General features: G+C 68.5%; 27 protein-coding genes. 16 read left to right on the top strand and 11 right to left on the bottom strand.

Annotation, left to right across the window (positions count from 1 at the left end; all coding sequences use genetic code 11):
* Window positions 1–3 precede the first annotated feature (3 nt).
* The gene (locus ACFWPH_RS18905; RefSeq protein ID WP_378752627.1) at window positions 4–522 is read right to left on the bottom strand and encodes a CinA family protein; all 519 of its coding nucleotides are present in this window, start codon (window positions 520–522) and stop codon (window positions 4–6) included.
* 224 nt (window positions 523–746) lie between these two features.
* Window positions 747–1,211, bottom strand: a complete 465-nt coding sequence (locus tag ACFWPH_RS18900) for an SRPBCC family protein (RefSeq protein WP_378752625.1) — start codon at window positions 1,209–1,211, stop codon at window positions 747–749.
* Between the two features lie 185 nt (window positions 1,212–1,396).
* Between ACFWPH_RS18900 and ACFWPH_RS18895 the strand changes: the two genes are divergently transcribed.
* The 6 genes from ACFWPH_RS18895 to ACFWPH_RS18870 all read left to right on the top strand — a co-directional run bounded on the left by ACFWPH_RS18895 (window position 1,397) and on the right by ACFWPH_RS18870 (window position 6,189).
* Window positions 1,397–1,885 (top strand): flavin reductase family protein, encoded by a 489-nt coding sequence (locus ACFWPH_RS18895; protein ID WP_378752623.1) that lies wholly within the window; start codon window positions 1,397–1,399, stop codon window positions 1,883–1,885.
* Window positions 1,886–1,986: 101 nt separating this feature from the next.
* On the top strand, window positions 1,987–2,160 hold the full coding sequence (locus ACFWPH_RS18890) for a CsbD family protein (protein ID WP_195053695.1): 174 nt from the start codon (window positions 1,987–1,989) through the stop codon (window positions 2,158–2,160).
* 285 nt (window positions 2,161–2,445) lie between these two features.
* The gene (locus ACFWPH_RS18885) at window positions 2,446–4,284 is read left to right on the top strand and encodes a hypothetical protein (protein ID WP_378752621.1); all 1,839 of its coding nucleotides are present in this window, start codon (window positions 2,446–2,448) and stop codon (window positions 4,282–4,284) included.
* Window positions 4,281–4,475 (top strand): hypothetical protein, encoded by a 195-nt coding sequence (locus tag ACFWPH_RS18880; protein ID WP_378752619.1) that lies wholly within the window; start codon window positions 4,281–4,283, stop codon window positions 4,473–4,475. The genes ACFWPH_RS18885 and ACFWPH_RS18880 overlap by 4 nt, the downstream gene beginning before the upstream one ends.
* Window positions 4,475–4,864, top strand: coding sequence for a hypothetical protein (locus tag ACFWPH_RS18875; RefSeq protein WP_378752617.1), 390 nt, complete (start codon window positions 4,475–4,477; stop codon window positions 4,862–4,864). The genes ACFWPH_RS18880 and ACFWPH_RS18875 overlap by 1 nt, the downstream gene beginning before the upstream one ends.
* Entirely contained in the window at window positions 4,861–6,189 is a 1,329-nt protein-coding gene (locus tag ACFWPH_RS18870; protein WP_378752615.1) for a hypothetical protein, read from the top strand. Before ACFWPH_RS18875 ends, ACFWPH_RS18870 begins: the two co-directional genes overlap by 4 nt.
* 42 nt (window positions 6,190–6,231) lie before the next feature.
* Here the strand turns inward: ACFWPH_RS18870 and ACFWPH_RS18865 are convergent, their stop codons facing one another.
* From ACFWPH_RS18865 to ACFWPH_RS18855, 3 genes are all read right to left on the bottom strand, one after another.
* Window positions 6,232–7,155: a hypothetical protein gene (locus ACFWPH_RS18865; RefSeq protein ID WP_378752613.1), complete on the bottom strand. Its 924-nt coding sequence runs from the start codon at window positions 7,153–7,155 to the stop codon at window positions 6,232–6,234.
* Between the two features lie 282 nt (window positions 7,156–7,437).
* Window positions 7,438–8,025: a hypothetical protein gene (locus ACFWPH_RS18860; RefSeq protein ID WP_378752611.1), complete on the bottom strand. Its 588-nt coding sequence runs from the start codon at window positions 8,023–8,025 to the stop codon at window positions 7,438–7,440.
* Between the two features lie 272 nt (window positions 8,026–8,297).
* Entirely contained in the window at window positions 8,298–8,450 is a 153-nt protein-coding gene (locus ACFWPH_RS18855) for a hypothetical protein (protein WP_280418165.1), read from the bottom strand.
* A gap of 149 nt (window positions 8,451–8,599) precedes the next feature.
* On the opposite strand from ACFWPH_RS18855, the gene ACFWPH_RS18850 reads away from it, so the two are divergent.
* The 3 genes from ACFWPH_RS18850 (at window position 8,600) to ACFWPH_RS18840 (ending at window position 11,739) form a co-directional block, all read left to right on the top strand.
* Window positions 8,600–9,814, top strand: a complete 1,215-nt coding sequence (locus ACFWPH_RS18850; RefSeq protein WP_378752609.1) for a low temperature requirement protein A — start codon at window positions 8,600–8,602, stop codon at window positions 9,812–9,814.
* 182 nt (window positions 9,815–9,996) lie between these two features.
* The gene (locus tag ACFWPH_RS18845; protein WP_378752607.1) at window positions 9,997–10,653 is read left to right on the top strand and encodes a nitroreductase family protein; all 657 of its coding nucleotides are present in this window, start codon (window positions 9,997–9,999) and stop codon (window positions 10,651–10,653) included.
* Between the two features lie 219 nt (window positions 10,654–10,872).
* Window positions 10,873–11,739 (top strand): RNA polymerase sigma factor SigF, encoded by an 867-nt coding sequence (locus ACFWPH_RS18840; protein WP_378752605.1) that lies wholly within the window; start codon window positions 10,873–10,875, stop codon window positions 11,737–11,739.
* A gap of 18 nt (window positions 11,740–11,757) precedes the next feature.
* On the opposite strand, the gene ACFWPH_RS18835 is transcribed toward ACFWPH_RS18840, so the two are convergent.
* Together ACFWPH_RS18835 and ACFWPH_RS18830 are read right to left on the bottom strand one after the other, a co-directional pair.
* Window positions 11,758–13,341: a sensor histidine kinase gene (locus ACFWPH_RS18835; RefSeq protein ID WP_378752603.1), complete on the bottom strand. Its 1,584-nt coding sequence runs from the start codon at window positions 13,339–13,341 to the stop codon at window positions 11,758–11,760.
* Window positions 13,334–14,011: a response regulator gene (locus ACFWPH_RS18830; RefSeq protein ID WP_378752601.1), complete on the bottom strand. Its 678-nt coding sequence runs from the start codon at window positions 14,009–14,011 to the stop codon at window positions 13,334–13,336. Before ACFWPH_RS18830 ends, ACFWPH_RS18835 begins: the two co-directional genes overlap by 8 nt.
* 111 nt (window positions 14,012–14,122) lie before the next feature.
* Between ACFWPH_RS18830 and ACFWPH_RS18825 the strand changes: the two genes are divergently transcribed.
* A complete protein-coding gene (locus ACFWPH_RS18825; RefSeq protein WP_378752599.1) occupies window positions 14,123–14,479 on the top strand; it encodes a PepSY domain-containing protein in 357 nt (118 codons plus the stop codon).
* Between the two features lie 456 nt (window positions 14,480–14,935).
* Here the strand turns inward: ACFWPH_RS18825 and ACFWPH_RS18820 are convergent, their stop codons facing one another.
* The gene (locus ACFWPH_RS18820; protein ID WP_378752690.1) at window positions 14,936–15,649 is read right to left on the bottom strand and encodes a dienelactone hydrolase family protein; all 714 of its coding nucleotides are present in this window, start codon (window positions 15,647–15,649) and stop codon (window positions 14,936–14,938) included.
* Between the two features lie 338 nt (window positions 15,650–15,987).
* Here ACFWPH_RS18820 and ACFWPH_RS18815 point away from each other — a divergent pair, with 338 nt between their 5' ends.
* The gene (locus ACFWPH_RS18815) at window positions 15,988–16,554 is read left to right on the top strand and encodes a sugar O-acetyltransferase (RefSeq protein ID WP_378752597.1); all 567 of its coding nucleotides are present in this window, start codon (window positions 15,988–15,990) and stop codon (window positions 16,552–16,554) included.
* Window positions 16,555–16,587: 33 nt separating this feature from the next.
* On the opposite strand, the gene ACFWPH_RS18810 is transcribed toward ACFWPH_RS18815, so the two are convergent.
* The 3 genes from ACFWPH_RS18810 to ACFWPH_RS18800 are packed head-to-tail and all read right to left on the bottom strand — an operon-like array spanning window position 16,588 to window position 20,475.
* Window positions 16,588–17,409 (bottom strand): YceI family protein, encoded by an 822-nt coding sequence (locus ACFWPH_RS18810; protein ID WP_378752595.1) that lies wholly within the window; start codon window positions 17,407–17,409, stop codon window positions 16,588–16,590.
* Window positions 17,406–19,991: an MFS transporter gene (locus ACFWPH_RS18805; protein WP_378752593.1), complete on the bottom strand. Its 2,586-nt coding sequence runs from the start codon at window positions 19,989–19,991 to the stop codon at window positions 17,406–17,408. Before ACFWPH_RS18805 ends, ACFWPH_RS18810 begins: the two co-directional genes overlap by 4 nt.
* On the bottom strand, window positions 19,984–20,475 hold the full coding sequence (locus tag ACFWPH_RS18800; protein WP_280418156.1) for a MarR family transcriptional regulator: 492 nt from the start codon (window positions 20,473–20,475) through the stop codon (window positions 19,984–19,986). Before ACFWPH_RS18800 ends, ACFWPH_RS18805 begins: the two co-directional genes overlap by 8 nt.
* 440 nt (window positions 20,476–20,915) lie before the next feature.
* On the opposite strand from ACFWPH_RS18800, the gene ACFWPH_RS18795 reads away from it, so the two are divergent.
* The 5 genes from ACFWPH_RS18795 (at window position 20,916) to ACFWPH_RS18775 (ending at window position 24,817) form a co-directional block, all read left to right on the top strand.
* A complete protein-coding gene (locus ACFWPH_RS18795) occupies window positions 20,916–21,146 on the top strand; it encodes a short-chain fatty acyl-CoA regulator family protein (protein ID WP_378752590.1) in 231 nt (76 codons plus the stop codon).
* A 43-nt stretch (window positions 21,147–21,189) separates the two neighbouring features.
* Window positions 21,190–22,326 carry an NAD(P)-binding domain-containing protein gene (locus tag ACFWPH_RS18790; RefSeq protein WP_378752588.1) on the top strand — a complete coding sequence of 379 codons (1,137 nt, stop codon included), beginning with the start codon at window positions 21,190–21,192 and terminating at the stop codon, window positions 22,324–22,326.
* 312 nt (window positions 22,327–22,638) lie between these two features.
* A complete protein-coding gene (locus ACFWPH_RS18785; RefSeq protein WP_378752586.1) occupies window positions 22,639–22,983 on the top strand; it encodes a YciI family protein in 345 nt (114 codons plus the stop codon).
* Window positions 22,980–24,203: an RNA polymerase sigma factor gene (locus ACFWPH_RS18780; RefSeq protein ID WP_378752584.1), complete on the top strand. Its 1,224-nt coding sequence runs from the start codon at window positions 22,980–22,982 to the stop codon at window positions 24,201–24,203. The genes ACFWPH_RS18785 and ACFWPH_RS18780 overlap by 4 nt, the downstream gene beginning before the upstream one ends.
* Complete coding sequence (locus tag ACFWPH_RS18775; protein ID WP_378752582.1) at window positions 24,200–24,817, top strand: maleylpyruvate isomerase family mycothiol-dependent enzyme; 618 nt, start codon at window positions 24,200–24,202, stop codon at window positions 24,815–24,817. Before ACFWPH_RS18780 ends, ACFWPH_RS18775 begins: the two co-directional genes overlap by 4 nt.
* Window positions 24,818–24,917: the final 100 nt, after the last annotated feature.

Genomic DNA, 24,917 nt, shown 5'->3' with positions numbered 1-24,917 from the left:
GGCTCAGGCGGCCTGTTCTCGTGCGGCGCCGAGCAGCAGTTCTACCGCGTAAACCACGACCTGATCGAGGATCTCGGCGGGTTCACCGTCGAAAATCCGATGGTGCGTCCGCACCGAGCCGTCCACGGATACGGCGAACCACACCGACCCCGGCTCGTGCCCGTCCTGCGGATCGGGACCACCGGCACCCGTGACACCAACAGCTAGGGACGCTTCGAACAGTGTGCGCACACCCTCCGCCATCGCGGCGGCTGCCGGCGCACACACCACCGGCCCGTCCGGCACACCCAGCACATGATGTTTGACCGCTCTGCTGTAAGCAACCACGGCCCCCCGGAACCACTCACCCGAGTGGCTCGCCGCGCCCAGTGCCGCCGCCAGCTGCCCGGAGGTCAGCGATTCCGCGACCGCCACCTGCAACCCGGCCCGTCCGGCAATCTCCGCCAGTTCTTCGGCCTCTTCATGCGCTCGCCCCAAGACAGCCGGCACCAGCAGCTCCTCGGAATCAGATTCGGATGGCATCGGCATCCTCCGGCCGGGACCGGCGCACCACCACGCCGCCGGCCTGCTGCGTTCGGTCGCAGATCATGAACGCCATCGTAACGGCGCCGCCATCTGCCGGCGTCCCACATCGCCGGGCCCGCCTGTCCTGTCCCAGGAAAACGCCATCCGATGTCTATCGGCCGGTTCGCAGCGAAGCTCGCGAACTGCCGACCACCGGCTCGCAGCGGCCGATTGCGCAACAGTCATGCCGGGGCGCTGGGTGGCTCGGCGAGGGCAGCTTCGGCGGCATCGAGGATCGTGTCGAACGCCTTGGCCACCACTGGCCCGAGCAACCGCATCGCTGCGGCGCTCAGGGCAGGAAAGGGAAGCGGGAGCTCGGAGGTCGTGCTCCAGACGACTCGGGTCCCGCCCGGCACCTCGATGAAGGTCATGCTGCCGCCTTCATGGCGTGCGGGCGGAAAGCTGCGCTCGACGAGGTAGTCGAAGCCGTGCGGGGCGTTGTACGCGGTGATGCGTTCGCGGAACCATCCGATCAGCCAGAGGTGAACCCGAACCGCACCGACGCCGTACGGCCTCTCGTCTCCCAGGCGGGTCCAGCGGTTGCTCAGCACTACCGGCGAGCGAGCGTAGTTTCGTGAATCGGCGAACCAGGCGAAGACCTCGCCTCTCGATGCCCCGATAATCCGCTCGACTGTAATCGTATGCATGGCACGCCCTCCCAATGTCTACTACAACTGATAGTAGATGGTGGGTATGGCTGCCACAATAGAAATTTCAGTGCTTTGGTTGCGTTCGTCGCCGCACCGCGAGCGTCGCAGAGCGGATCTGACAATGCATGGTCACTGGCGCGAGCCGTGGGGCCTGAAGTCGCGCAGCCTGCTATACACAGCGCATGCCGGAGAATTTCTTCGACGCTCTGATCGCCGCGGCCGACCCGCCGGTGTTCGTGGTGACACTCGCCGCCGATGGGCGGCGGGCCGGGTGTTTGGTGGGGTTCGCCGCGCAGGTGGCGATCGAACCGCGGCGGTTCCTGGTGTGCTTGTCCGAGGTGAACCACACCTACCGGCTCGCGCAGCGCACGGAATTCTTGGGCGTGCATCTGATCGGCAGCGACCATGCCTCGCTTGCGCTGCTCTTCGGCGGGGAGACAGGCGACGAGATCGATAAGTTCGCGCACTGCTCGTGGCGGGCCGGTCCGCATGATGTGCCGGTGCTGGACGATGCCGCGGCCTGGTTCTGTGGCCGTGTTCTCGCCCGGCACGATTTCGGTGATCATATGGGATTCGTGCTTGCGCCGGAGGTGGGAGAGGTTCGGCAGTCGCAGCCGGGGGCGCTGCGTTATCACCACGTCGCAGATCTGGAACCCGGGCATCCGGCCTGATTCCGTCGGCACCGCTTGTTTACGTGGCCGGTCGATGGTTACCCGCGCCGCAGACCGGCCGGATCGGGCAGGCCGGTCGCCCCGACGAGAGGAGTCCGGCTGTGAGCGGAACCGACAAGGTCAGCAACAAGGCCGAGGAGCTCGCCGGTCAGGCCAAGGAGAAGTACGGCGAGGCCGCCGGTGACGAGGACAAGAAGAACGAAGGCAAGGCCGATCAGGTCAAATCGAATCTGAAGGATGCCGGCGAGAAGGTGAAGGACGCCTTCCGCGACTGATCGCCTCGCCTGCGGTGGCCGGGATCGGCGGCGGCTCGTTCGATCCCGGCGCCGTCGTCGCGGATATCGCCTGTGCTGTCTGCCGTAGCAGGCCGTGACCGTGATCGGTCGAACGGGATGCGTGTGCGGCTTCGATGGTCGTGGCAATTTCGCGGCGAATAGCATTGCGGCGAACTGTCTTTGCCGCTTCCTGTGAACACCGCGCCTCCAGCCGTATTTCATGCTACTTTTCGTTACATATACCCCGGCTGGTGTGGAGGTCCAGTGCCGTACAGCGTGCACGAAATGATCGGGCGGTCGCTTGCCCAAGGGAACGAGGGCGGTGGCGCGGCGCTGGATCAAGTCGCCATCATGACCGGGTCGGCCGGAGTGATCGCCCTCGGATTGATGTGGGTGGGCTACCTCCACCGCACCCGCCGCATCACCTGGTTACAGCGGACGGCGGACCGGCTCGGAAGCTGGTTCGATCAGCCGGGCTGGGTGGCGCTACCGCTGGCGATGTTCCTGGCCACCATCCTCACCGCGCTGCTCGGCTTCATCTGGGATGTGAGCCTGCACATCGGTAACGGCCGGGACGAGGGTCCGCTGGCCAATCCGGCGCATTATTTCATCCTCGCGGGCCTGTTTTTCCTGTTCACCGCCGGTATGGCGGCGATTGTGCTGCCCCTCGACGAGAAGCCCGGTCCGGCGGCGGTGCGGATCACCCGCACCTGGTACGCGCCTGTCGGCGGGATCCTGCTGGCCGGTGCCGGACTGTATGCCTTGATCGGGTTCCCGCTCGACGATCTGTGGCACCGCATATTCGGGCAGGACGTCACACTGTGGGGTCCGACGCATCTGATGCTCATCGGCGGAGCGGGGCTGTCGCTGGTGGGTGTGCTGCTGCTCGAATTCGAGGGCCGGCGCAGCCGGCCGGACCCGGTCGAGCCGCGGCCACGCCGGATGTGGTGGATGCGGGCCTTCGCCTTCGGGGGCCTGCTCATCGGGCTGTCGGTATTCCAGGTGGAGTACGACTTCGGCGTCGAACAGTTCCGGCTGGTACTGCAGCCCATGCTGATGGTGGCGGCGGCGACCGTTGCGCTGATCGCCGCCCGGATGACGCTCGGAACGGGCGCGGCACTGGTGGTGGCGTGTTTCGCCGCCGTGGTCCGTCTCGTGGTGGCCTGGCTGGTCGGCGGGCCGATCATCGACGCGCCGCGTAACGTCTTCCCGCTCTATCTCGGGATCGCCGTCGTGGTGGAGGTCCTCTGCCTGCTGCCGGCGGCCCGGCGCCGGATCCTGTGGGGCGCGCTGACGGGTCTGGTGGCCGCAACGGCCGGGATCTGGCTGGAATCCCTGTGGGTCGCTGCGGTATTCGTCGATCCCTGGCCTACGGCGATGTGGCCGGAACTGTTGCTGATGACGATCCCGACCGGAATCGCAGGCGGTGTGGTCGGCGCGATGCTCGCGACCGTACTGCTGGGTGAACCGTTACCGCGCCCGGCGGTGCGGCGCACACTGATCACCGCGGCCGTGGTCGTGGTCGCCGCGGCCACCGCCAACGGTCTCATCATCGATATCCCGCAGGACGCCCGGGCAACGGTGCAGTTGCGGGAAGCCCCCGCGGACGGCGGCCGCATGGTGCACGCCGATATCCGCATCACACCGGCCGACCTGGCCGGCGACGACCCGGAATGGGTGCAGATCCTGGCCTGGCAGGGCGGTGCGGGCAGTGACAGTCCCGGGCGCGGGCTCGTGGTGGATCAGCTGCGCCGGGTGGGCGAGGGACATTACGTGACCACGGAGGCCGTTCCGGCCCACGGCACCTGGAAGACGCTCCTGCGCGTCCAGGACGGGCGCACACAGACCGCGCTGCCGCTCTTCATGGCCGCCGATCCCGGTATCGGTGCGGAGGAGGTGCCGGCGCTGGACGAGTTCACCCGCCCGTTCGTCGCCGAGATCACGGTGTTGCAGCGGGAGCGTTCGTTCGATCATCCCGCCTGGCTCTTCACCGCGGCCTCCCTGATCGTGCTGCTGTGCAGCCTGACGCTGATTGCCGCGTTGTGCTGGGGCGCTGCCCGGATCAACGACCGCTACCCGCGGTCGTCCGGGGTACGGGTGCCGGAGCAGGCACCGGTGTCGTGAACGACCGGTACGACGATGTGGTGGTCCTGGCGGACCATTCGATCCTCTTGGCGATCCCCGCCTTCCTGCCTGCCTTTCTCATCGCCGGAGTCGTCCTTTTCATCGCGGTGCGCGACCGCAGGAACGGCGGGGACGAACCGGCTCCGCCGCACGAGGCGGAGACCGCGTCCGATACCGACGAGGAGAACTGATGCCCCTATCGCGGCTATGCCTGCCACTGCTCGTGGCAGGGCTGCTCACGGCCGGTTGCGCGGCCTCCGAACCGCAGGGCCCCGGCGCGGAGAAGACGCCCGGCGTGACGGAATCCGCGGCGAGCGTGCGCCTGACCGTGCGGATCGCGGACGGGGTGGTGTCGCCGGTGGACAGCAGGCTCGACGCACGTGTCGGTCAGCCGGTCGAAGTGATCGTGGACAGTGATATCTCCGACGAACTGCATGTGCACGCGAATCCCGACCATACGTTCGCCGTCGCCCCGGGGACGGGCCGGCGTTTCCGGTTCGCCGTCGAGGTGCCGGGCCGGGTGGAGATCGAACTGCATCATTCCGGGGTCACGGTCGCGACCCTGTTCGTCCGCCCGTGACCACGCTGGCCCACGGGATCGGCGGGGCGTCGGATCTGCCGATCCCACTGACCTACGCGTTGATCGGCGCGGCCTGGGCGCTGGCCTTCTCGTTCGCGGTGCTCGCCTTCGCCTGGCGCGAACCCCGGCTGGACCCGGCCGCGCGCGGGAAACCGGTATCGGAAACGGTGCGTGCGGTCGTCGATTCGCCGGTTGTCCGTGCGGTTGTCGCCGTGGTGAGTGTCGCCGCGACCCTGCTGGTCCTGGCGGTCGGCGTATTCGGTTCCGCCGATCCCGCCGCGAACCCGGTGCCCGGTGTCGTCTACGTACTCGTCTGGGTCGGGGTGATGGTGGCTTCGCTGGTCGCCGGACCGGTGTGGAAGCTGCTGTCCCCGGCACGGGCCGTGCACCGCATGTTGTGCGCGCTCACCGGTCGCGCCCCCGAGTCCGGACGGCTGCGTTATCCGCGGGCGTGGGGCCGGTGGCCGGCGGCGTTCGGGCTGTTCACCTTCGTCTGGCTGGAACTGGCGTCCCCGGACCCCGGTTCGGTGACCACCGTGACTGTGTGGGTGGCCGGGTATCTGATCGTCACTGTGGTGGGTCTGTGCGTTTTCGGCACCGAATGGGCCGAACACGCCGACCCACTGGAGGTGTACAGCAGCCTGCTCGGCCGGTTGAGCCCGCTCGCCCGGGGCTCCGGCGGTGCCTTCGTCGTGCGCTCGCCGCTGGCGAACCTGGCCGGCACTCCGGTGGGCCCCGGGTCGGTGGCTGTGGCGGCGACGCTGCTGGGTTCTACCGCGTTCGACAGCTTCTCGCTGTTCGAATGGTGGCGGGGACTGCTCGCCGAGGCGGGCGGCGCCCTCGGGCGCACCCTGGTCAGTACTGCCGGTCTGCTGGTGTTCATCACCGCCGTCGGGGTGAGTTTCCGGGTCGCCGCCGCAGCCACCGGTGGGCTCGCCCGCGCCGAACGCCGCCTGCTCCCGACCCGCCTCGCGTACACCCTGACACCGATCATCGCGGGCTATGTGGTCGCGCACTACCTGAGCTTTCTGGTCGAGAAGAGCCAGGCCACCGTGATCCTGTTCGCGGATCCGTTCGCCGCCGGGTGGAACCTGTTCGGCCTGGCCGACCGGGAGGTCGCCTACCTCCTGTCGGCGCATCCGGCGGTGCTGGGCACCCTCAAGGTCGTGGCCGTGGTGACCGGTCATGTGCTGGGTGTCGCCGCCGCCCACGATCGTTGTCTGCGAGTGTTGCCGCCGGCGCATCGGCTCACCGGCCAGCTCGCGCTCATGCTGCTCATGGTCGGCTACACCTTCACCGGTCTCTATCTGCTCTTCGACGCCTGAATCCGCGACAGACCCGGTCGCGAAGTGGACCGGTACCCGGGCTCAGCCGATCAGTCGCCGTTCGGGCACCGGGTGCGTGCCGGATATGTCCCGCAGGACCGCGCCGGGGGCGCGCTCATGCAGCGGGCGGATTGCTTCCACGGCATTGACGCAGGTCAGATGGTCGGCGGGATGGACGCCCGCCATACATTTGAAGCGGACGTTCGCCGTTCCCTTCGCGGTATCGGTGGTCGTGGTGAGCCGGTAGCGCAGGGGCGCCCGGTCCGCGGTGGCCGCCGACCAGATGGAACGGTAGCTCAGCACGGGGCCGAGATCACGGTCCACGATCACCTTTTCGGCCCTGCCCGTCGCATCGGTGACCACATCCACCGTGCAGGCCGGTGATTCGGTGGTGCCGGTCGTGCTGCCGAACACCGCCTCGTCCAGAACATGGAGCCCGGCCGTGTAATAACCGTCCACCAGCGCCGCGGCCCGCGTGGCAACGGCGGTGTCGACGGCGCCGATCCCGACCGCAGCCGGTGGGCCCCACGGGTAGACACCGGCACCGGTGAAGTCCAGTTCCTCCACGAGTTCCACCCGGCGGATATCCCGGGTGACCTCGGTGATCGACCGGATGAGGCGGGCCGGCACGGTGGTCTGGAAGGCGCCTGTCGCATGAAAAGCCGAGTTCCCGCTGTGGCAGGCATCGGCGAGCGCGGCGTCGGGACCGTGGCTGTCCTGCGGTGCCGTGGAGATCACGTCGTACCCCGCGCGGAGCAGGCGCGGCAGTAGTGCGGCCGGTGCGTCCGCAGCGATCTCGGCGAAAGACGGTACGTAGACGAGGCATCCGGTGCCCACGGGCGGTACCTGCGTATCCGTGATCAGTGCGGTGAGCTCCAGATCGGCCCGGGCGGCGATCCGGTCCGCGATCGGTTCGGCGAGCAGGCCGGCGCCCAGCACCGCGACGGCGACGGTGGATGAACTCATGCGGACTCCAGACGGTTGTGCGGACGCAGGTCCGGTGTCGGGGCATTTCGATACCGGTCGGGCCGCCGTCGAGGGGACCCACCGGCGAGGCTGCTTCCCGTACAAAGCGTAGGCAACCGGCGCCGAGTACGGCATACGAATGGGCGGGTTGTCCCGAACTGATCGCGTGGACGGAATCGACTGCGTGCTGCGGTATTCCGGTCCCGGAGTTCGCCGGTCCGTACCGTCGGGAGTCCGTGTGGCCTCGACCGCAGGCCGAGGCCACACGCGCCGCCCGGGTCGTCAGACCTCGGCGACACAGGTGACGAGTTTGCGTTCGTCGTAGGTGTAGTAACTGGTGGCGTCTGCGGGGCAACCGGCCTCATCGGTGGTGCCGGGCAGGATCGCGAGCACTCGCACCGTATCGGGCTTACCCGCGGTGCACGGGCTGTGCGTGGGGCTGTCCATACCGGCCGGAATGGTCATGCACTGTCCGACGACCCAGTCGATATCGAGGCACAGGGCACCCTGTTCCTCGCCGCCGAGGGTGACGTAATAGGTCTGGTCGACGTCGGCGGCGCAGTCGTCCTGGGTCGGCGCCTTGGCGACGACCTTGTAGTTCGACTTCTCGCTACCGCATTCGGCATGGTCGATCTCGGCGTCCATCATGGTCCCCGACAGGGTCACACACTGGCCGATCTCGGCGTCGAAGGATACGTCGCCGCCCGCGTCGGTTCCGTTCTGGCCCGGAACGGTGGTCGCGGGTGCCGGGCTCGCGGAACTCGACGAATCCGTGCCGGAACACCCCGACAGTGCGAGTACGGCGCAACCGGCCACGACGAACCCGGTGAACAGGTTCCGGACCCGGGATACGGGCGCGCGTCTGGACATGACAATTCCTCCATCGATATCGATCGCATGAGTGGATAGGGGGAGAACTCATGAATCGCTCGACGAGGCACCATGATGTACGCACTACTCGCCGCCCCCGACCCGATCAAGATCATATCCGGTGGGCGCGCAGCGTGATTGTGGACCGGCAAACCGGGCGTGACCTCGGTATCGCACCAGGTCGCGCCACGGTTTCGGAATCGGTGGATCCGCCGGGTGGCCGGCCCGTGCGGGCAGGCCACCCGGTCGATCACCGAGTGGTCCCGCGTGGACTATTCGGTATCGGCCGATCCTTTCGGATCCTTGGCTTCCCGCAGGGCGGTTTCCAGTTCCCGCCGGAGCCGGGCCGCGGTGGCTTCGTCACCTGCGTCCTCGGCGGTGGTGATGTCCTGGTTCAGCTGGGCGATCGTATCGCGGGTGCTCATCGAACCTCCCTTCTCGTCGGGGCGCCGGGCCGTGGGGTCCGCTCCGGCATCCTCCACCGACCGCGTGTCCGATTTCCGGCGGTCGAAACATGCCCGTGGCGGCGTTCGGGTAGCTGCGCCCGGCGCCGCGGGGTGCGAGTATCTGCCGTATGAGTGGAGCCAAGCGCATGCGGTGGCAGCCGGTCGCCCAGGGAGCCGCGGTCACCCAGCTCGAACTGTTCTTCGATCTGGTGGTCGTCTTCGCCCTCACCAAGGTCACCGATCTGGCCGCCGAGGACACCTCGGCCGTGAACATGCTGCGGGCGCTGCTCGTCCTGGCCGTGATGTGGTGGGTCTGGATCGCCTACAGCTGGCTGGGCAATGTGGTGCGCGCCGACGAAGGCTTGGCCCGGGTGGCCATGTTCACGGCCATGGGCGCCGCGTTCATCGCCGCACTGACCATTCCCGAGGCCTTCCACGACCTGCCCGGCGGTTGGTCGGGACCGCTGGTGTTCGCACTGGCCTACCTGGTGGCCCGCCTCGTCCATCTGGGAATGTTCTGGCTCGCGAGCGCGCAGGATGCGCAGTTGCGCGCGCAGGTGATCCGCTGGGGGCTGGGGTCGATCACGATCGGCACCGCCCTCCTGGTGGTCGCGGCGACCACCACGGGCGCCGTGCAGATCGGGTTGTGGATCGCCGCGGTGGTGGGCGATATGGCCTGGACCCTGTTCTCCGGTAACGGCTGGCGGGTCAACTCGGCCAAACATTTCTCCGAGCGCTACGGGCTGATCGTCATCGTGGCACTGGGCGAATCCATCGTCTCGATCGGTATCGGGGTGGCCGCGCTGCCCATCTCATGGCCGATCACCGTGGGCTCGCTGCTGGGCCTGGCGATCTCCGGCCTGCTGTGGTGGGCGTACTTCGACGTCGCCGCACTGTCGGTGGAACATGCCCTGGCCGCGGCCGCGGGGGAGCGGCGGATCAAGATCGCCCGCAACTGCTACACGTACCTGCATTTCCCGATGATCGCCGGCGTCATCGCGCTGTCCCTGGGCCTGAAGAAGGTGCTCTACTACGTCGGGGACAGTTCGCATCACCGGCTCACCGACGCGCTGCACGGCATACCGTTGTTCGCGCTCTACGGCGGTGTCGCGCTGTTCCTGATCGGCCTCGTCGGTGGTAAGGCCTACGCCACCGGGCAGGTCACCGTTTCCCGCGTTGTCGCGATCGTGGTGCTGCTCGCCCTGATCCCGCCGGCGGCGGCCCTGCCCGCTCTTGCCGCCCTCGCGATCCTGTGCGCGGTCCTGCTCTTGCTGATCGTCTGGGAGACCGTCCGCTTCGCCGCGCCGCGCGACGAGATCCGGCACGGCGAGCATCATTCGTAACGATTGCGGCACAGGCAGTCGCCGTCGCCGCCGGGCGGCGCCCCTCTTCGGCCGGAGTTCGCGGCGCCGGCCGACAGCTGTACCGGCGCAGCGTGCCCGGAGTATGTTCGCCGGAAGGCGGCCGGGAACCACGACGCGTTCCGGCCGGCACCCGACCGTGTACCGGAACGAAGGAGCCTGCTGTGCCGAGGGAACTGGACCTGACCACGGACGAACTGCTGTCGACCACGCGAGCGGTACGTAAACGGCTCGACCTCGAACGCGAGGTCCCGCTCGAGGTGGTCCGGGAATGTATCGAACTGGCGGTGCAGGCGCCGAGTGGGTCGAACCGGCAGGGCTGGCACTGGGTCGTCGTCACCGACCCCGCGCAGCGCCGATCCCTCGGTGAGCTCTACCGCAAGGCATTCGAGGAATACGCGTCGTCCCGGTATTTCCCCGGCAACCAGCTCAGCGGTGAGACCGAAGCGGACGCGGCCCGGCAGCGAGTCGCGGATTCCGCGCGCTATCTGGCCGAGAAGATGGGGGAAGTGCCGACTCTGGTGCTCCCGTGCCAGTGGGGCCGGCTGGACAACGCGTCGAGTGCGGAGAGCGCCTCGTACTGGGGGTCGCTGTTTCCCGCGGCGTGGAGCTTCTGCCTGGCGGCGCGTTCGCGCGGTCTCGGAACGTCCTGGACCACACTGCATCTGCGATACGAGCGGGAAGCGGCGGAAATTCTCGGGATTCCCTACGACAAGGTCTCCCAGGGCGCGCTGCTCCCGGTGGCCTATACGCTGGGCACGGATTTCAAACCCGCCGCGCGGACCGATCTGGATCGGATCGTGCACATCGGCGGCTGGTAAGCCGGCGTCTCGGCCCCACCGCCCACGGCGTCCCGGTTCCCCGGATGGATGGCGAAACGTCGCTGGATACAGCGTATTTCGCGAGGTCGTCGACCGGTCTGCGGACGCCCGGTGACGGGTACCGGCCGGTAGGTCACGTTTCGATCACGTCGAATCGGGTAGTCCTGAAGGAAGTCGAGCCGATCAGCGAGCCGATTGGGAAGACCCGAGGAGCCACCGATGAACGAAACGACCGCAGTCACCATCGACAAGCCCGCCGTGCGCCGCAACCCCCGACCCGGACGGGTACGCGGCGGGGACAGCTACGACAATCTCGAACCCTGGTTCGACAAGCTGGCCGGCCTGGAATCCGACGATCCGCGCCGCCAGGAGATCCGCACCGAGATCGTGCACCTGGGCCTGCCGCTCGCCGACCATATCGCCCGGCGCTTCAGCGGTCGCGGCGAGGCGTTCGACGATCTGCTCCAGATCGCCCGGATGGGTCTGGTGCAGGCCGTGGACCGCTTCGATGTGAGCCGGGGCAGTTCGTTCCTGTCGTTCGCCGTGCCGACCATCATGGGTGAGGTGCGCCGCCATTTCCGCGACCACACCTGGGCCGTGCGGGTGCCGCGCGGTACCAAGGAACTGCATCTGCGTATCGGCCCGGCCTCCGAAGTACTGTTCCAGCGGCTCGGCCGGACGCCGACCGCCCGCGAGATCGCCGCCGAACTCGGGGCCGAACTGACCGAGGTCACCCAGGCCCTGATCGCCGGTAACGGGCATACCAGCAACTCCCTGGACGCCGCGGTCCGCGAGCACGACGACGACACCCCGCCTCCGGCCGTGCTCACCAAACTGGGCACCGAGGAACCCTGCTTCGGGCTGCTCGAGGACGCCATGGCGGTGCGCCCGCTCATCGAACAGTTGCCGCGGCGCGAACGCCAGATCCTGGTCTGGCGCTACTTCGGCGCGATGACGCAGAACCAGATCGCGCAGCGGCTGGGTATTTCGCAGATGCAGGTTTCCCGGATTCTCGGCAAAACCCTGGAAACTCTGCGCGAACAGGCCCTCGCCGAACCGGACACCGCCGCCCCCATGGCCGCCTGAGCGAACGCGACCCGGCGGTTATCGGGGCAGCGGGATCGACACCACGAAACGAGCCCCGCCCGGTACGCCGTTCTCGACCCGGATCGACCCGCCGTGCCGTTCGACCACATCGCGGACGATGGCCAATCCCAGACCGGCCCCGCCCTCGTCACGGCTGCGGGCCTCGTCGAGCCGGACGAAACGCTGGAAAATCCGTTCCCGATCCGCTTCGGGCACCCCGGCCCCGTCGTCGGCGACCACGAGCACCGCGACCCCGTCCGCATCCTCCAGCGAGACCCGGACCAGCGTCGCGGTATGCCGCTGCGCGTTGTCCACCAGGTTGCCCAGTACGCGGGCCAGCTGGGTGCTGCTTCCGGTGAGTACGACCGGTTCGTCCGGGAGCACGGCCTCGACCGGCACGCGGTCGCCGGTACGCCGCGACAGTTCATCGGCGATGAGGGCCGCCATATCCACCCGGCCGGGCCGGGGGCGTTCCCCGGCGTCGAGGCGGGCCAGCAGCAGCAGGTCCGTCGCGAGATGTTCCAGTCGCACGGTATCGCCGACCAGCCCCTCGAACTCGAGCAGCTCCGGATGCGCCTGCGCGACCTCGAGCTGGGCGCGCAGACTGGCGATCGGGCTGCGCAATTCGTGCGCCGCATCGGCGATGAACCGGCGCTGCCGGTCGGCGGACTGCTCCAGCGCCGCCAGGGTGTCGTTGGTGGTCGCCGCGAGGAGCGCGATCTCGTCCCGCGCCGGCGGTTCGGGTACGCGCCGCGACAGATCGCCGTGCATGATCTCGGCGAGTTCGCGGCGAATGGCTTCCACCGGGCGTAAGGCGCGCCGGGTCACGAACCAGGTCACCACCGACACCACCGCCAGCACCGGGAGCAGGCCGAGCAGCATGGCGCGCCGGGCGTCGGCGACCGCACTGTCGGCGGTATCGAGTGCGGCGCCCGCATAGACGGTGACCGGTTGCCCGTCGGCGGTGGTTGCGGCGAGTGCGGCGACCCGGAAATGGTCGGGGGTCGAAGCATCGCCGACACGCAGATAGGCCTCGCCCAGGACGGCGTCGGTGGTCGACGGCGCCGCCGCGACAGCGCTTCCCGCGGATGCGGCGATACCCGCGGCGGTGGCGGCGTCCGGAGTGGCGTCGCCGCCGGATTCCTCGTCCGACCCCTCGTCCGAATCGTCGTCCGCTTCGGCTGCGTCCACTTCGGCTGCGTCCGCTTCGTCGTCGTTCTCTTCCTCGCCGTCCTCCGGTCCGTCGTCCGGACCGGATTCCTCCGCCGCGTACGGACCGAAATCGGCCATCGGCCGCCGGCCCCGCAGTTCGTCGTCGGCGGCCAGCACCCGGCCGTCCGGCGCGACGATCTGCACCGGTTCGTCGTCCGGATCGGGGAACCGAAGTGCCGCGAGATCGGTGCCGCGGCCGATCCGGTCGGCGATATCACGGGCGGTGTGCTCGGCCTGTGTGCTCGCACTCTCGACGAGGTTGTCGCGCAGCACCACGAGCACGATCAGGCCCGCCGCCACCAATGCCACGGCCACGACAGCAGTGGCGGCGGTGGTGGTGCGGGCCCGCACCGAACTCCACCACCGGCGGCGGCGGTCGCGCTCAGCCACGGTCGCCCGCCAACCGGTATCCCGCGCCACGAACGGTATGGATGGTGCGGCACCCGAAGGGCGCGTCGATCTTGCGGCGCAGGGCGCTGATGTAGACCTCCACGATGTTCGGGTCGCCGTCGTAGGCGAAATCCCAGACATGGCAGAGGATATCGGCCTTGGAGACCACTTCCCCGGCCCGTACCGCGAGGTGTTCCAGTACCGCGAACTCCTTGGCGGTGAGTATGACATCCCGGTCACCGCGGCGGCAGGTGTGACTGCCCGGATCCACCAGCAGATCACCCACGCGCAAGACCCGGGCGCCGCCGCGGGTCCGGCGGCGCAGCAGCGCCCTGATCCGGGCCACCAGCACCACATACGAGAACGGTTTACGCAGATAGTCGTCCGCGCCGGTATCGAGCCCCTCCGCCTCGTCGTATTCGCCGTCCTTGGCGGTGAGCATCAGCACGGGCGTCTCGTGCCCCGCGGCGCGCAGTGTTTCGCAGACCCGGTAGCCGTTCATCCCCGGCAGCATGATGTCGAGGACGATCAAGTCGTAGTCGGTACTGGTGGCCCGGTGCAGGCCGGAGACACCGTCGTGCACCACATCCACGGCGAATCCCTCGGCGCACAGGCCCTTTGCCAGTGTGTGGGCCAGACGCTTCTCGTCCTCCACGATCAGCAGACGCATTCGTCAAGAGTGTCAGATCTTTGCTGAAACGATCTTCAGGTGGCTTCAGGCGGGTTTCAGCATCCACTTGCCACAGTGGTGAAACATTCGCTCATACAGGAGGTTTGCACCATGGGAACATTTTTCCGCCACGCGGCTTCGGCCCTGCGCTGGTTACTGGTAGGCGCGGTGGTGGCGTCGGTGGCGGCCGGCGCCTGCCTCGGTGTCGCCGCGGTCGCCACCGGTCCCGGTGCCCATGACGACAACGCGCCGTGGTCGCTGGTGGCCGACCCGGGGATCGATCGGCAGACGGCCATGGATGCCGCGGTCGCCGCGGTCCCCGGCAGCACGGCGGTTTCGGCGGAACTCGATTCCGAGCGGCGCACCACGGTGTGGGAGGTGGAGGTCGCGACCCCGGACGGGGTGGAGTACGAGGTATCGGTCGATGCGAATACCGGTGTCGTCCTCGGGACCGCCGAACGCGACTGATGCCCGGGCTCGCGTCGCGGTAGCCCTCGAATCGGCGCCCGTTTCCCCGGTTGCTGCACCGATCGGGCGAAACGGTGGAGCCCGGAAACGAGCCGAGGACCTGGTATCCGGCAATACGGATACCAGGTCCTTTCCTCGCGGTTTTCGGCTGGATACAGAGGATGCGGGAGCCGACGGTGACCGCTCGCGCTGCGTTGCCCGGATACGGGGCTGGAGTGCAGGTGCTTACCGTCACGGGGAAGGCGATCATGATTTCATATCGGTAAACAACGTACCGTTAGGTGACGGTATGAAAGCCCCGCAGGATGCGGCGCTCCGTGGATGGCGATAGGAGAGCGCGATGGGATCCCGATTCCTGGGTTTCATGATGTTGATGTTCGGCGCGATGATGCTGATGTAGTGGACCCTGTGGCCGGAGCAGCTCCCCGACGCGGCGGCCGCGGTCCGCGGGCGGGGTCAGTCCTCGGGCTCGGGCTCGCGTAAATGCGCGTCGAAGAATGCGGTGATGCGGTGCCAGGCATCCTCGGACTCCGGTTCGGAGTAGGCCAGCCCCGCGGTACGTTCCACCACGCGCAACGGTGCCGGTGTCGGCCAGTTGTTCATGAACGAGTGGCCTACGCCCGGGTATTCGTGCACATCGTGCGGTACACCACCCTCGGTGAGTACCTTCTCCAGCTTCGCCGCGGCGCCGGGAAGCATGCGGTCGCGCGCCCCGTAACTGGCCACGGTCGGGCACGCGTCGCGTAATGCGTCCAGACCCCGTGGCGCGACACCGTAATTGGGTGCGGTCGCGTCGAATACCCCGCGCGGCGCCAGCAGCAGGCAGAACCCGCCGCCCATACAGAACCCGGCCGAGGCCACCCGGCCGGTGCACCGCCGGTCGGCGGCCAGATGATCGCGGGCGGCGACGATATCGTCGACGGCGTCACCGTCCCCCGCGGCCAGGGCCTGGAAGGTGCGCACCACGCAACCGACCCGGTTACCCCGCCGGAACAGCGCGGGCGCAAGTGCCAGGTAGCCGTGCTCCGCGAAGCGGTCGGCGATCCGCCGGATATCGTCGCTGAGCCCGAACGCGTCGTGCACGACCACCACCGCCGGCCACGGCCCACCGCCCTCGGGCACCGAGAGATATCCAGGCAGCGGACCACTCGGTGCGGGAAATTCGATCATCGGCACAGGTCTGCTCCTCGCGGACGGGGATCGTCGAGAGTTCCGATGCTCCCATATCGCGTCGCACCCCGCGCCCGCAAAGTATCCGCCGAGTCGCCGCCGGAATGTTCAGCCGGGCGCCGGACCACCGCACTTGCCCGACTCCTCGGCGGCGGCCGGGACTTCGATACCGCCGGGCCACGCCGCTCAGGGCCCGTTCCCGAGCCCGTGCCGGTACTTATCCTGCGCGGTGAAACCCTCCGCACGCGGTTGCCGCGGTGACTGCTACTCGCCGCAGCGGTGGGCGCAGCTTCCCGACGAGGCGAGGTGGGGCATCGACACCCGTATACCCTCGACAGATGGGTGACGAGAAGTCGATGCGGGAGCGCATGCTCGCCGGTGAGCTGTACCTGGCCGACGATCCCGAGATCAGGGAACAGAGCCTGCGGGCGATGGAACTGATGGAGGCCTACAACAGCACCCCGCCCCGGGATACGGCGCGGCAGCGCAAGGTACTCACCGAACTGCTCGGGGCGGTGGGGGCGGACACCGAGATCCGGCCGCCGCTGCGGGTGGACTACGGCAGCAATATCACGATCGGATCGGGGTGTTTCGCCAATTTCGGGCTCATCGCCCTCGACGTCGCGACCATCACCCTCGGTGACGATGTGCAGATCGGGCCCAACGTCCAACTGCTGACGCCCACTCATCCCTTGGATCCGGACCTGCGACGTGCGAAATGGGAAGCGGCCGAACCGATTGCGATCGGCGACAATGTCTGGCTCGGCGGCGGTGTCATCGTGCTGGGCGGGGTATCGATCGGGGAGAACACCGTGGTGGGCGCCGGTGCCGTAGTCACTCGCGACCTGCCCGCGAACGTCGTCGCGGTGGGAAATCCTGCGCGGGTGATCCGCGCCCTCGACTGAGCGGGTGCCGGACCGCGCCGGCACCCGCCCGGACTACATCTGTGGTAGCCGGTCGCCCTGCACCACCTGGATATCCAGGTCGAGCTTGACAGTCGTCCCCACGGCCGCCACGCCGGCCCGCACCATCGCGTTGTAATCGATCGCGAAATCGTCGCGGCGTAATACCGTTTCGGCGTGGAACGCGGCGCGGACACCACCCCAGGGGTCGGGTCCGAAGCCACCGTAGGTGATATCGAGATCGACGTTCCGCCGCTGCCCGTGCAGGGTCAGTTCACCCGGCATGATCCAGGTATCGCTGCCCGTGCGCCGCAGGCCGTTCCCGGTGAACGAGATCAGCGGGAAACGTTCGACATCGAGGAAATCGGCCGACCGCAGATGGTCGTCACGCATGGCGATACCGGTATCGATACACGACGCCTTGATCTCGGCGTAGCCGGTGGACCGTTCGAACGGCTCACCGATATCGAGGCGTCCGCTCACCTCGGCGAACCGCGCCTTGATACTCGAGATACCGAGATGGCGGGCGGTGGCGATCACGGTCGAATGCACCGGGTCGATCGTCCACGGCCCCGACAGCGGCAACGCCACCGTTTCCGCGACGGCCACCAGCGTGATATCGCCGAGCGTCCCCGTACCGCTGGACGAGATCTGGGCGGTCCGGGCCACCGGCTGGTAGCCGGGCGCGGTGAGCACGGCGGTGTGCAGACCCGGCGGCAGCGAGGCGGTGGTGACGGCACCGGTATCGTCGGCGACCGCGCGGCCGATCTGGCGGCCGGTGCTGTCGGTGACGGTCAGTACCGCCTCCGGTACCGGCCAGTTCTCGGCATTGCGAAGACGAGCGGTGAGTCCGGTCATGAGTGCTCCTCGGTGTCGTAGCCGAGCCGCACGTCGAAGTCCGCTTGCGCGCCGGTCACCGACACCTGGCCGGTGGCCGGCGGATAACCGCGGGCAACGACCGTGTACTGCCCTTCGGGCAGATCGGTCACGACGTAGCGGCCGTTTTCGTCGGTCCGCACGGTGGCGTTCACCTCGCCCGCGGCGTCGAGCACGGTGATCTGGATATCCTCCAGCGATCGGCCGCTGTCCGACCGCGCCGATCCGGTGAGCACGGCCATCGGCGAGAGCTCGATATCGTGGCGCAGCAGGCCGCTGTCCGGCACGGTCAGGGCGGTGGCACTGGGTCGCATATGTCCGGCGACGGCGACGAGGGTATAGATCCCCGGGACCACACCGTGGCAGAGGTAGGAACCGGTGCCGTCAGAGGTGGCCGAGGCCACGACCTCACCGCGCTGATCGGTCACCGTCACGGTCGCGCCGGCCAGCGGTTCCCCGGCGGGCGCGCGGCGGACGGTGCCCGACAGTTCGCCGAGCCCGGTGAGGGTGAGATCGGTGCGGACCGCACGATCGGCGACGGTCACATTGACCGCGATGGGCCCGTGTCCGGTGGCGGAGGCGATCAGCACATAGTTCCCGGGGCCGGGTGCGTCGATCGAATAGCCGCCGTCGGAGGTTCCGATCGCCCGGGAGACCTGCTGGCCGCGCTGGTCGATCAGGGTGAGCGCGACGCCCGGCACCGGCCGGCCGTCCTCACGCAGGATCCGCCCTTCGGCCGCTGACCGGCCGGATCCGCCTTCGGAGAAGCCGGCGACGGGCAGCGTCTTCGCCAAGCCTGCGGCCGAGTAGCCGCCGTGCCCGTTGCGGTCGGCCGGGACGGGCCCGGCCGGCGCGCCGACGGCGACGGGCACGCGGTCGGTCCGCGGCGCCTCGTCCTCGGCGTAGCCGGTATCGCGGGCGGCGGGCTCGGTCACGGCGTACGCCGCGGTATCGAGCTCGGCGATATCGTCCGGGATCTCCGCCTTCGCCTCCATATCGGTGGCGGTCGCGGGGTCGGTGGCCGGCTGGATATCGATCGTGCGGCGCAGCGGGCGGTTCGGCAGCAGGATGGCCGCCAGCAGCGCCACGGTGGTCGCGCAGGCCGCGATCAGGAAGATCCGGCCGGTGGCATCGCCGTAGGCGAAGCGCACGATCTCGGCGATCGGTGCCGGCAGGGCACCGAGGTCGAGATTGCTGCCACCGGAGGAATCGGCGTGGATGCCGAGTTCGGCGAAGCGGGCACTGGACAGCTCGCCGACGCGACTGGCCAGCACCGAGCCGAGCACCGAGACGCCGATCGCGCCACCGAAGGTGCGGAAGAACGCGACGCTACTGGAGGCGGCGCCGATGTTCTGCACGCTCACGGTGTTCTGCACCGCCAGGACGAGGTTCTGCATCATCATGCCGACACCCATGCCGGTCACGGTGATGAAGGCGCCGAGCAACCAGATGTTGGTGGCGTGGTCGACCGTCGACAGCAGCGAGAACCCGATGACCAGCAGCGCGGCACCGGAGACGACGAACGGCTTCCACTTGCCGAAGCGGGTGATCAGCAGACCGGACGTGACCGAGGCAACCAGCATCCCGGCGACCATCGGCGAGGAGAGCAGCCCGGCGGCGGTGGGGGAGTAGCCCCGAGCGGTCTGCAGGTACTGGCCCAGGAACGTGGTGGCGCCGAACATCCCGATACCCACGGCGATCGAGGCCAGGATGGCCAGCGCGGTGGTGCGTTCGGTGACGATCTTCAGCGGGATGACCGGGTCCTTGACCTTGGCCTCCACCAGCACGGTGGCGATCAGCAGCAGCACACCGCCGCCGACGTACAGGGCCGATTCGGTGGACCACCAGTCGTAGTAGCCGGCCTTACCGGCGAACGAAACCCAGATCAGCAGAACCGAGACGCCGGCCGTGAGCAGCGTGGCGCCGAGCCAGTCGATGGATACGTTCTCCTTGCGGGTGGTCGGCAGCTTCAACGTGCGCTGCAGCAGGAACAGGGCGATCAACGCCAGCGGCACGCAGATGTAGAAGCACCAGCGCCAGCCCAGCGGGCTGTCGACGATAACGCCGCCGAGGATCGGTCCACCGGTCATCGATACGGCCATCACCGCACCCATATAGCCGGAATAGCGGCCACGTTCACGGGGCGGGATGATGCTGCCGATGATCGCCTGCACGAGCGCGGTGAGCCCGCCCATGCCGATACCCTGCAGGGCCCGGGCGGCCAGCAGCAGAGCGACGTTGTGGCTGAGGCCGGCGATCACCGATCCGATGACGAAGATGATGATGGCGGATTGCACCAGCGTCTTCTTGTTGAACAGGTCGGCGAGTTTGCCCCAGATGGGAGTCGAGGCGGCGTTGGTGAGCAGCGCCGTGGTGATGACCCAGGCGTAGGCAGTCTGTGATCCTTGCAGGTCGCCGATGATGGTGGGTAGTGCGTTGGCGACGATGGTGGTGCTGAGTAGCGCCGTGAACAGGGCGGCCAGCAGTCCGGTCATCGCCTCGAGGATCTGGCGATGGCTCATGGCGAGCGGATCGCGAGATGGCGGTGCCTCGGTGTCAGACATCAGTTCTCTCTTTCGGAACCTGCGGGTTCTCGCTCGTCGAGGCGCAGCGGGAACGGGCGTTGAGGGAATTACGGAGTCGTCGTACGGCCAGATAGGCCTGTTCGGCGTCGTCCTCGGACCAGTCGTCCAGGGTTTCCTGAAGATGCCGGGTATGGGTTTCCCGCGCCCGGTTCAGGAGATCCAGGCCCTCGCCGGTGAGTTGAACCAGTGCGGCACGGCCGTCGCTGGGGTCGGCCCGGCGGACGATATATCCGGCGGCGACCAGTTCGGTGATATGCCGGCTCAGGGCCGACTGCGTGATGCGCATATCGGTGGCGAGGTCGACCTGCCGGCAGGGGCCGGACGCGTCGAGGGTGGTGAGAACGGCGAGCCCGCCGGGCGGTAGCTGACCTGCGTCGGTGAAGAACAGGGCGCTGCGGAGGGCACGGCCGATATGGAACATCTCACCGAGGAGGTGCTGAGCGGTATCGGATGAGATGGGCACTCGGACTCCAATGGGGGAATAGTTTCTTTCGCTAATCAACTTTAGAGCAGTTGCTTTCGCTAATCAACTAACCGGGTCCGGTGAACGAGCGCGCGAGGGTGTGGCGTTGTGCACAATGGAGAAGCCCGGGACGGCCGCCGCGCAATACTCGGGCGGGGTTCTCCGGAGAGGCCAGATTAGTACTCGGCCCGGACGCGCACGGTGCCGGGGTGGCATGAAAGCGCGGCGACGCGTGGTGGCGGTGATTTCCGGGCGCCATGTGAAAAACCCGGCATCCCACAGTAATTGGACATTCGAGACATTTATCCCGCGCGGGAGAATCCGTGGGTGCAATCGTTCCCGTGCGCCGGTCCGGCTATACGAGACATCTGCCGGTGTGGTTCGGTCGACGATGCCTGAGCCGACACGGCGGGCTCCGCGAGAATCGCGCAGGGGGCCCGTTGCCTACGGGCGCCGCGGTCTCGTCGGGCCCGGCCGGGAAATCGAGGTTCGGCCGGACGTACCTCTGGCCGGCCCGCGCCGTGGTCCCCATCGGGGCGGGAGGCAAAGCCTGTGAACGCACCGACTGCGCACAGCGTGCGTTCCCGCAACACGGCCGCGCGCTCGCCGTCGACGAGCACCGCGCCGCCGATATTCCGTACCTGCCCGCGTGGGGGAGCGCACCGCGCTGAACCGGCATCAGTGTGTCACCGGTCCGGGCTAGCATCGGCGGTCATGGTGACCGACGCAGCGGGCCCGGCCGGGCCGGATTTCCAGATCCTGGTGATCGGGGCCGGTCAGTCCGGTTTGTCGGCCGGTTATCACCTGCAGCGGCGCGGGCTGGTTCCCGGACGCGATTTCCTCATCGTGGATCATGCCCCGGGCCCCGGCGGCGCCTGGCAGTTCCGCTGGCCGTCGCTCACCCTCAGCACCGTCAACGGGGTGCACGATCTACCGGGTATGCCGTTCGCGGAGAACCTGCCGCCCGGTGCCACCATGACCTCCGAGGTACCGGCCGCGACAGCCGTCCCGTACTACTACCGCCGCTACGAGGAACGTTTCGATCTGCGCGTACACCGGCCGGTGACCGTCCGTGTGGTCTGCGATCGCCGCGAACGCGACGGGCTGCTGCACGCCGAAACCGATACCGCCGGCACCCTGCGCGTCCGGGGCCTGATCAACGGCACCGGCACTTGGGAACGCCCGTTCATACCGCATTATCGCGGTGCGGAAGTCTTCGCCGGCCGCCAGCTGCACACTCGCGACTATCGCGATGCGCAGGAGTTCGCCGGGCAGCATGTCGTGGTCGTCGGGGGTGGTATCTCCGCGGTCCAGTTGCTCGACGAGATCTCCCGGGTCACCACCACCACTTGGGTGACGCGGTCCGCGCCGGCCTTCCGCGAAACCCCGTTCGACCAGGACGCGGGCCGGCGTGCGGTGGCCATCGTCGAAGACCGGGTGCGCCGCGGGCTACCGCCGGGTTCGGTGGTATCGGTAACCGGACTGGTCCTGACCGAACGCCTGCGCGCCGCCCGTGACCGCGGCGTCCTGCACCGCCTGCCGATGTTCGAGCATATCGAGCCGGACGGTGTGCGCTGGTCCGACGGGACGTTCCAGCCGGCGCGGGTGATCCTGTGGGCCACCGGTTTCCGCAGCGCCCTCGACCATCTGGCCCCGCTGACGCTACGGGGCCCCGGCGGCGGGATCACCATGACCGGCCGTTCGGCGACCCAGGTCGCGGCGGACCCGCGGATCCATTTGATCGGCTACGGCCCGTCCGCCAGCACTATCGGCGCGAACCGGGCCGGTCGTTCGGCGGCCGTCGAACTCACCGCACAACTCGGTCTCGTGGACCGTCCTGTCCGAAGGTGACCGCCGAATCCGCGGCCGGAATCGCGTCGGGCACGAGGTGCCGGGGGCGTCGTGCCGGGCACGGGTACCGGGCGCGATGTTCGTGTGCCGGGACTGCTGAGGCGATCCGGGGTGGGCTCGATCGCGTCGACGCGACGATCGTGGACGAGCCGCAGTCACGGCGAGGGGTGGCACCTGCGCGGTACCGGCCGGGACGGTCGCTCGGACCGTGGCACAGAGCGGTGGCCCGGCCCGTCCGGCGGCGCGGAATCCGCCGGCCTGTCGGATTTCGGGTAGCGCCGATCGTCTAATGGGTGAAGGAGGTGTTCGAGCATGAAATACGTGCTGATGTTCTGTGAAACCGAGCAGTGGGAGAAGGACTGGGAGGCCATGGACGATACCGCGCGCGAACAGGGGTTCGCCCGGGTCCAGGCCTGGCTGTCGGAATACGGCGACCAGATTCTGCACAACCGTAAACTCGCCGGCGGCGATACCGCGACCACGGTCCGGCTCGACGCGGCCGGTGGGCCCCTCGTCACCGACGGCCCGTTCGTCGAGGGCAAGGAGATCGTCAGCGGATATGTGGAGGTGGAGGTCGCCGACCTGGACGAAGCGCTCGCCATGGCCCGGACCTGGCCGGGCTGCCCACTGGTGGAGATACGACCGGTCCTGATGTGACCGGCGCCGACCCCGGCCGGGTCCTCGCCGCGGTGCTGCGCGAGCACGGCAGTCGGCTCGCCGCGTCGCTGGTCACCCTGCTCGGTGATTTCGCCGCCGCCGAGGACCTGGTGTCCGATGCGGTCGAGAAGGCGCTGCGCACCTGGCCGGTCGACGGTGTCCCGGACGATCCGCAGGCGTGGTTGTTCACCGTCGCCCGTCGCCGCGGCCTCGACATACTGCGCCGGGAAGCCAACTATCGCGACAAACTGCGGCAGTTGCGGTGGCCGGTGCAGGCCGCGGCCGACGACCGGCTGCGACTGATGTTCATCTGCTGCCATCCTGCGCTTGCGCGTGAAGCGCAGGTGGCGCTGACCCTGCGGATGGTGTGCGGGCTGGATACCCGGCAACTGGCGCGGGCGTTCGTGGTATCGGAAAGTACTGTCGGCCGGCGGATCACCCGCGCCAAGCGCAAGATATCGCAGGCCGGTATCCCCTTCCGCACCCCCTCGGACGCTGAACTCGCCGAACGCCTGGACGAGGTACTGGCGGTTGTCTACCTGCTCTTCAACGAGGGCTACCTGGCGACCGAAACCGCCGGCGACCCCAGCCTGGCTGCCGACGCCGAATGGCTGGCGGCCCTGCTGGATCGGTTGCTACCCGGCGAACCGGAGGTGATGGGTCTGCTCGCGCTCGTCCGCTTGCATCGCGCGCGTGCCGCGGCGCGTTTCGACGATGCGGGCCGTATCGTGCTGCTCCGCGACCAGGACCGCGCCCGCTGGGATCATGCGGCGATCGGGCGCGCGATCGATCTGCTCCTCGCCGCCGGCCGCCTGCGACGGCCGGGCCCGTACCAGGTGCAGGCGGCGATCGTGGCCTGCCACGCCGAGGCGCCGGACTGGACCGCCACCGACTGGCCACAGATCGTGGTCCTCTACGACCTGTTGTCGGCGATGACGCCCTCGCCGGTGATCCGGTTGCATCAGGCGATAGCCCGCGCGCAGGTGGAAGGTCCGGACGCGGCATTGGCGACCGTGGACGAGCTCGCCGGACGACTCGGCGGCTACCACTTGTTGCACGCCACCCGGGCCGAGTTGCTACGCGAACTCGGTCGCGCGGACGATGCCGCGGCGGCCGACCGGCAGGCGCTGGAACTCACCCGGAATCCGGCCGAACAGGCGCTACTGGAACAGCGCCTGCACCGGGCTCACACGTCGCAGGCGGAAGGAGAAGCGCGATGAACGTCATGACTATGGCGCGTGCCGAACGCGACGATATCGCCGCGCTACTGGCGAGCTTGACATCGGACCAATGGGAGGCGCCGACCCTGTGTGTGGGGTGGCGAGTGCGCGATGTGGTCGCGCATATGGTGAGTTACGACCACCTGGATGCGCGGGGTCTGGCCGGGCGGTTCGTCAAAGGCCGTTTCGTGCACGCCAACGAGGTGGGGGTCGACGAGTTCCGCGCCTACAGCACCGGCGAACTACTGGAATTCTTTGTCCGCCACCGGCAGCCGCGGGGACTGACCGCCGGCTTCGGCGGAATGATCGCGCTGGTCGACGGCCTGATCCATCACCAGGACATCCGCCGCCCGCTCGGCGTACCGCGCACCGTTCCCGAGGACCGGTTGCGTTATGTGCTGGCGCGGACACCGGGCAACCCGCGGCTCGGCGCCCACCGGCGGATCCGCGGGCTGCGGTTGTCGGCAACCGATCTCGAGTGGTGCCACGGCCGGGGCGCCGAGATCTCCGGACCGGCCGAATCGCTGCTCATGGCGATGGCCGGACGGCAGGGCATCACCGGTGAACTCGCCGGCCCGGGGGTTCCGATCCTGGCGGCCCGGCTCGGTGACTGACCGGTGCGGACACTGTCGGCCCGGAGGTCCGAATCCGGCAAAAGCCGCCGGAATTCCCGATTACGCAGTGCTGTGAGCCGCTGAGCGCTACTTTTCCGTG

Origin of the sequence: Nocardia sp. NPDC058499, assembly GCF_042719915.1 — a bacterium.
Lineage (GTDB): Bacteria > Actinomycetota > Actinomycetes > Mycobacteriales > Mycobacteriaceae > Nocardia.
Note: the sequence above shows the minus strand (reverse complement) of the source record. Positions and strands in the feature narration are given on the sequence as shown.

What these genes read in the sequence shown, in the direction of transcription:
- ACFWPH_RS18905 (WP_378752627.1), bottom strand. Translation starts at nt 522, where the DNA reads ATGCCATCCGAATCTGATTCCGAGGAGCTGCTGGTGCCGGCTGTCTTG.
- ACFWPH_RS18900 (WP_378752625.1), bottom strand. Translation starts at nt 1,211, where the DNA reads ATGCATACGATTACAGTCGAGCGGATTATCGGGGCATCGAGAGGCGAG.
- ACFWPH_RS18895 (WP_378752623.1), top strand. Translation starts at nt 1,397, where the DNA reads ATGCCGGAGAATTTCTTCGACGCTCTGATCGCCGCGGCCGACCCGCCG.
- ACFWPH_RS18885 (WP_378752621.1), top strand. Translation starts at nt 2,446, where the DNA reads ATGATCGGGCGGTCGCTTGCCCAAGGGAACGAGGGCGGTGGCGCGGCG.
- ACFWPH_RS18875 (WP_378752617.1), top strand. Translation starts at nt 4,475, where the DNA reads ATGCCCCTATCGCGGCTATGCCTGCCACTGCTCGTGGCAGGGCTGCTC.
- ACFWPH_RS18865 (WP_378752613.1), bottom strand. Translation starts at nt 7,155, where the DNA reads ATGAGTTCATCCACCGTCGCCGTCGCGGTGCTGGGCGCCGGCCTGCTC.
- ACFWPH_RS18860 (WP_378752611.1), bottom strand. Translation starts at nt 8,025, where the DNA reads ATGTCCAGACGCGCGCCCGTATCCCGGGTCCGGAACCTGTTCACCGGG.
- ACFWPH_RS18855 (WP_280418165.1), bottom strand. Translation starts at nt 8,450, where the DNA reads ATGAGCACCCGCGATACGATCGCCCAGCTGAACCAGGACATCACCACC.
- ACFWPH_RS18850 (WP_378752609.1), top strand. Translation starts at nt 8,600, where the DNA reads ATGAGTGGAGCCAAGCGCATGCGGTGGCAGCCGGTCGCCCAGGGAGCC.
- ACFWPH_RS18840 (WP_378752605.1), top strand. Translation starts at nt 10,873, where the DNA reads ATGAACGAAACGACCGCAGTCACCATCGACAAGCCCGCCGTGCGCCGC.
- ACFWPH_RS18830 (WP_378752601.1), bottom strand. Translation starts at nt 14,011, where the DNA reads ATGCGTCTGCTGATCGTGGAGGACGAGAAGCGTCTGGCCCACACACTG.
- ACFWPH_RS18825 (WP_378752599.1), top strand. Translation starts at nt 14,123, where the DNA reads ATGGGAACATTTTTCCGCCACGCGGCTTCGGCCCTGCGCTGGTTACTG.
- ACFWPH_RS18820 (WP_378752690.1), bottom strand. Translation starts at nt 15,649, where the DNA reads ATGATCGAATTTCCCGCACCGAGTGGTCCGCTGCCTGGATATCTCTCG.
- ACFWPH_RS18815 (WP_378752597.1), top strand. Translation starts at nt 15,988, where the DNA reads ATGGGTGACGAGAAGTCGATGCGGGAGCGCATGCTCGCCGGTGAGCTG.
- ACFWPH_RS18810 (WP_378752595.1), bottom strand. Translation starts at nt 17,409, where the DNA reads ATGACCGGACTCACCGCTCGTCTTCGCAATGCCGAGAACTGGCCGGTA.
- ACFWPH_RS18805 (WP_378752593.1), bottom strand. Translation starts at nt 19,991, where the DNA reads ATGTCTGACACCGAGGCACCGCCATCTCGCGATCCGCTCGCCATGAGC.
- ACFWPH_RS18790 (WP_378752588.1), top strand. Translation starts at nt 21,190, where the DNA reads ATGGTGACCGACGCAGCGGGCCCGGCCGGGCCGGATTTCCAGATCCTG.
- ACFWPH_RS18785 (WP_378752586.1), top strand. Translation starts at nt 22,639, where the DNA reads ATGAAATACGTGCTGATGTTCTGTGAAACCGAGCAGTGGGAGAAGGAC.
- ACFWPH_RS18775 (WP_378752582.1), top strand. Translation starts at nt 24,200, where the DNA reads ATGAACGTCATGACTATGGCGCGTGCCGAACGCGACGATATCGCCGCG.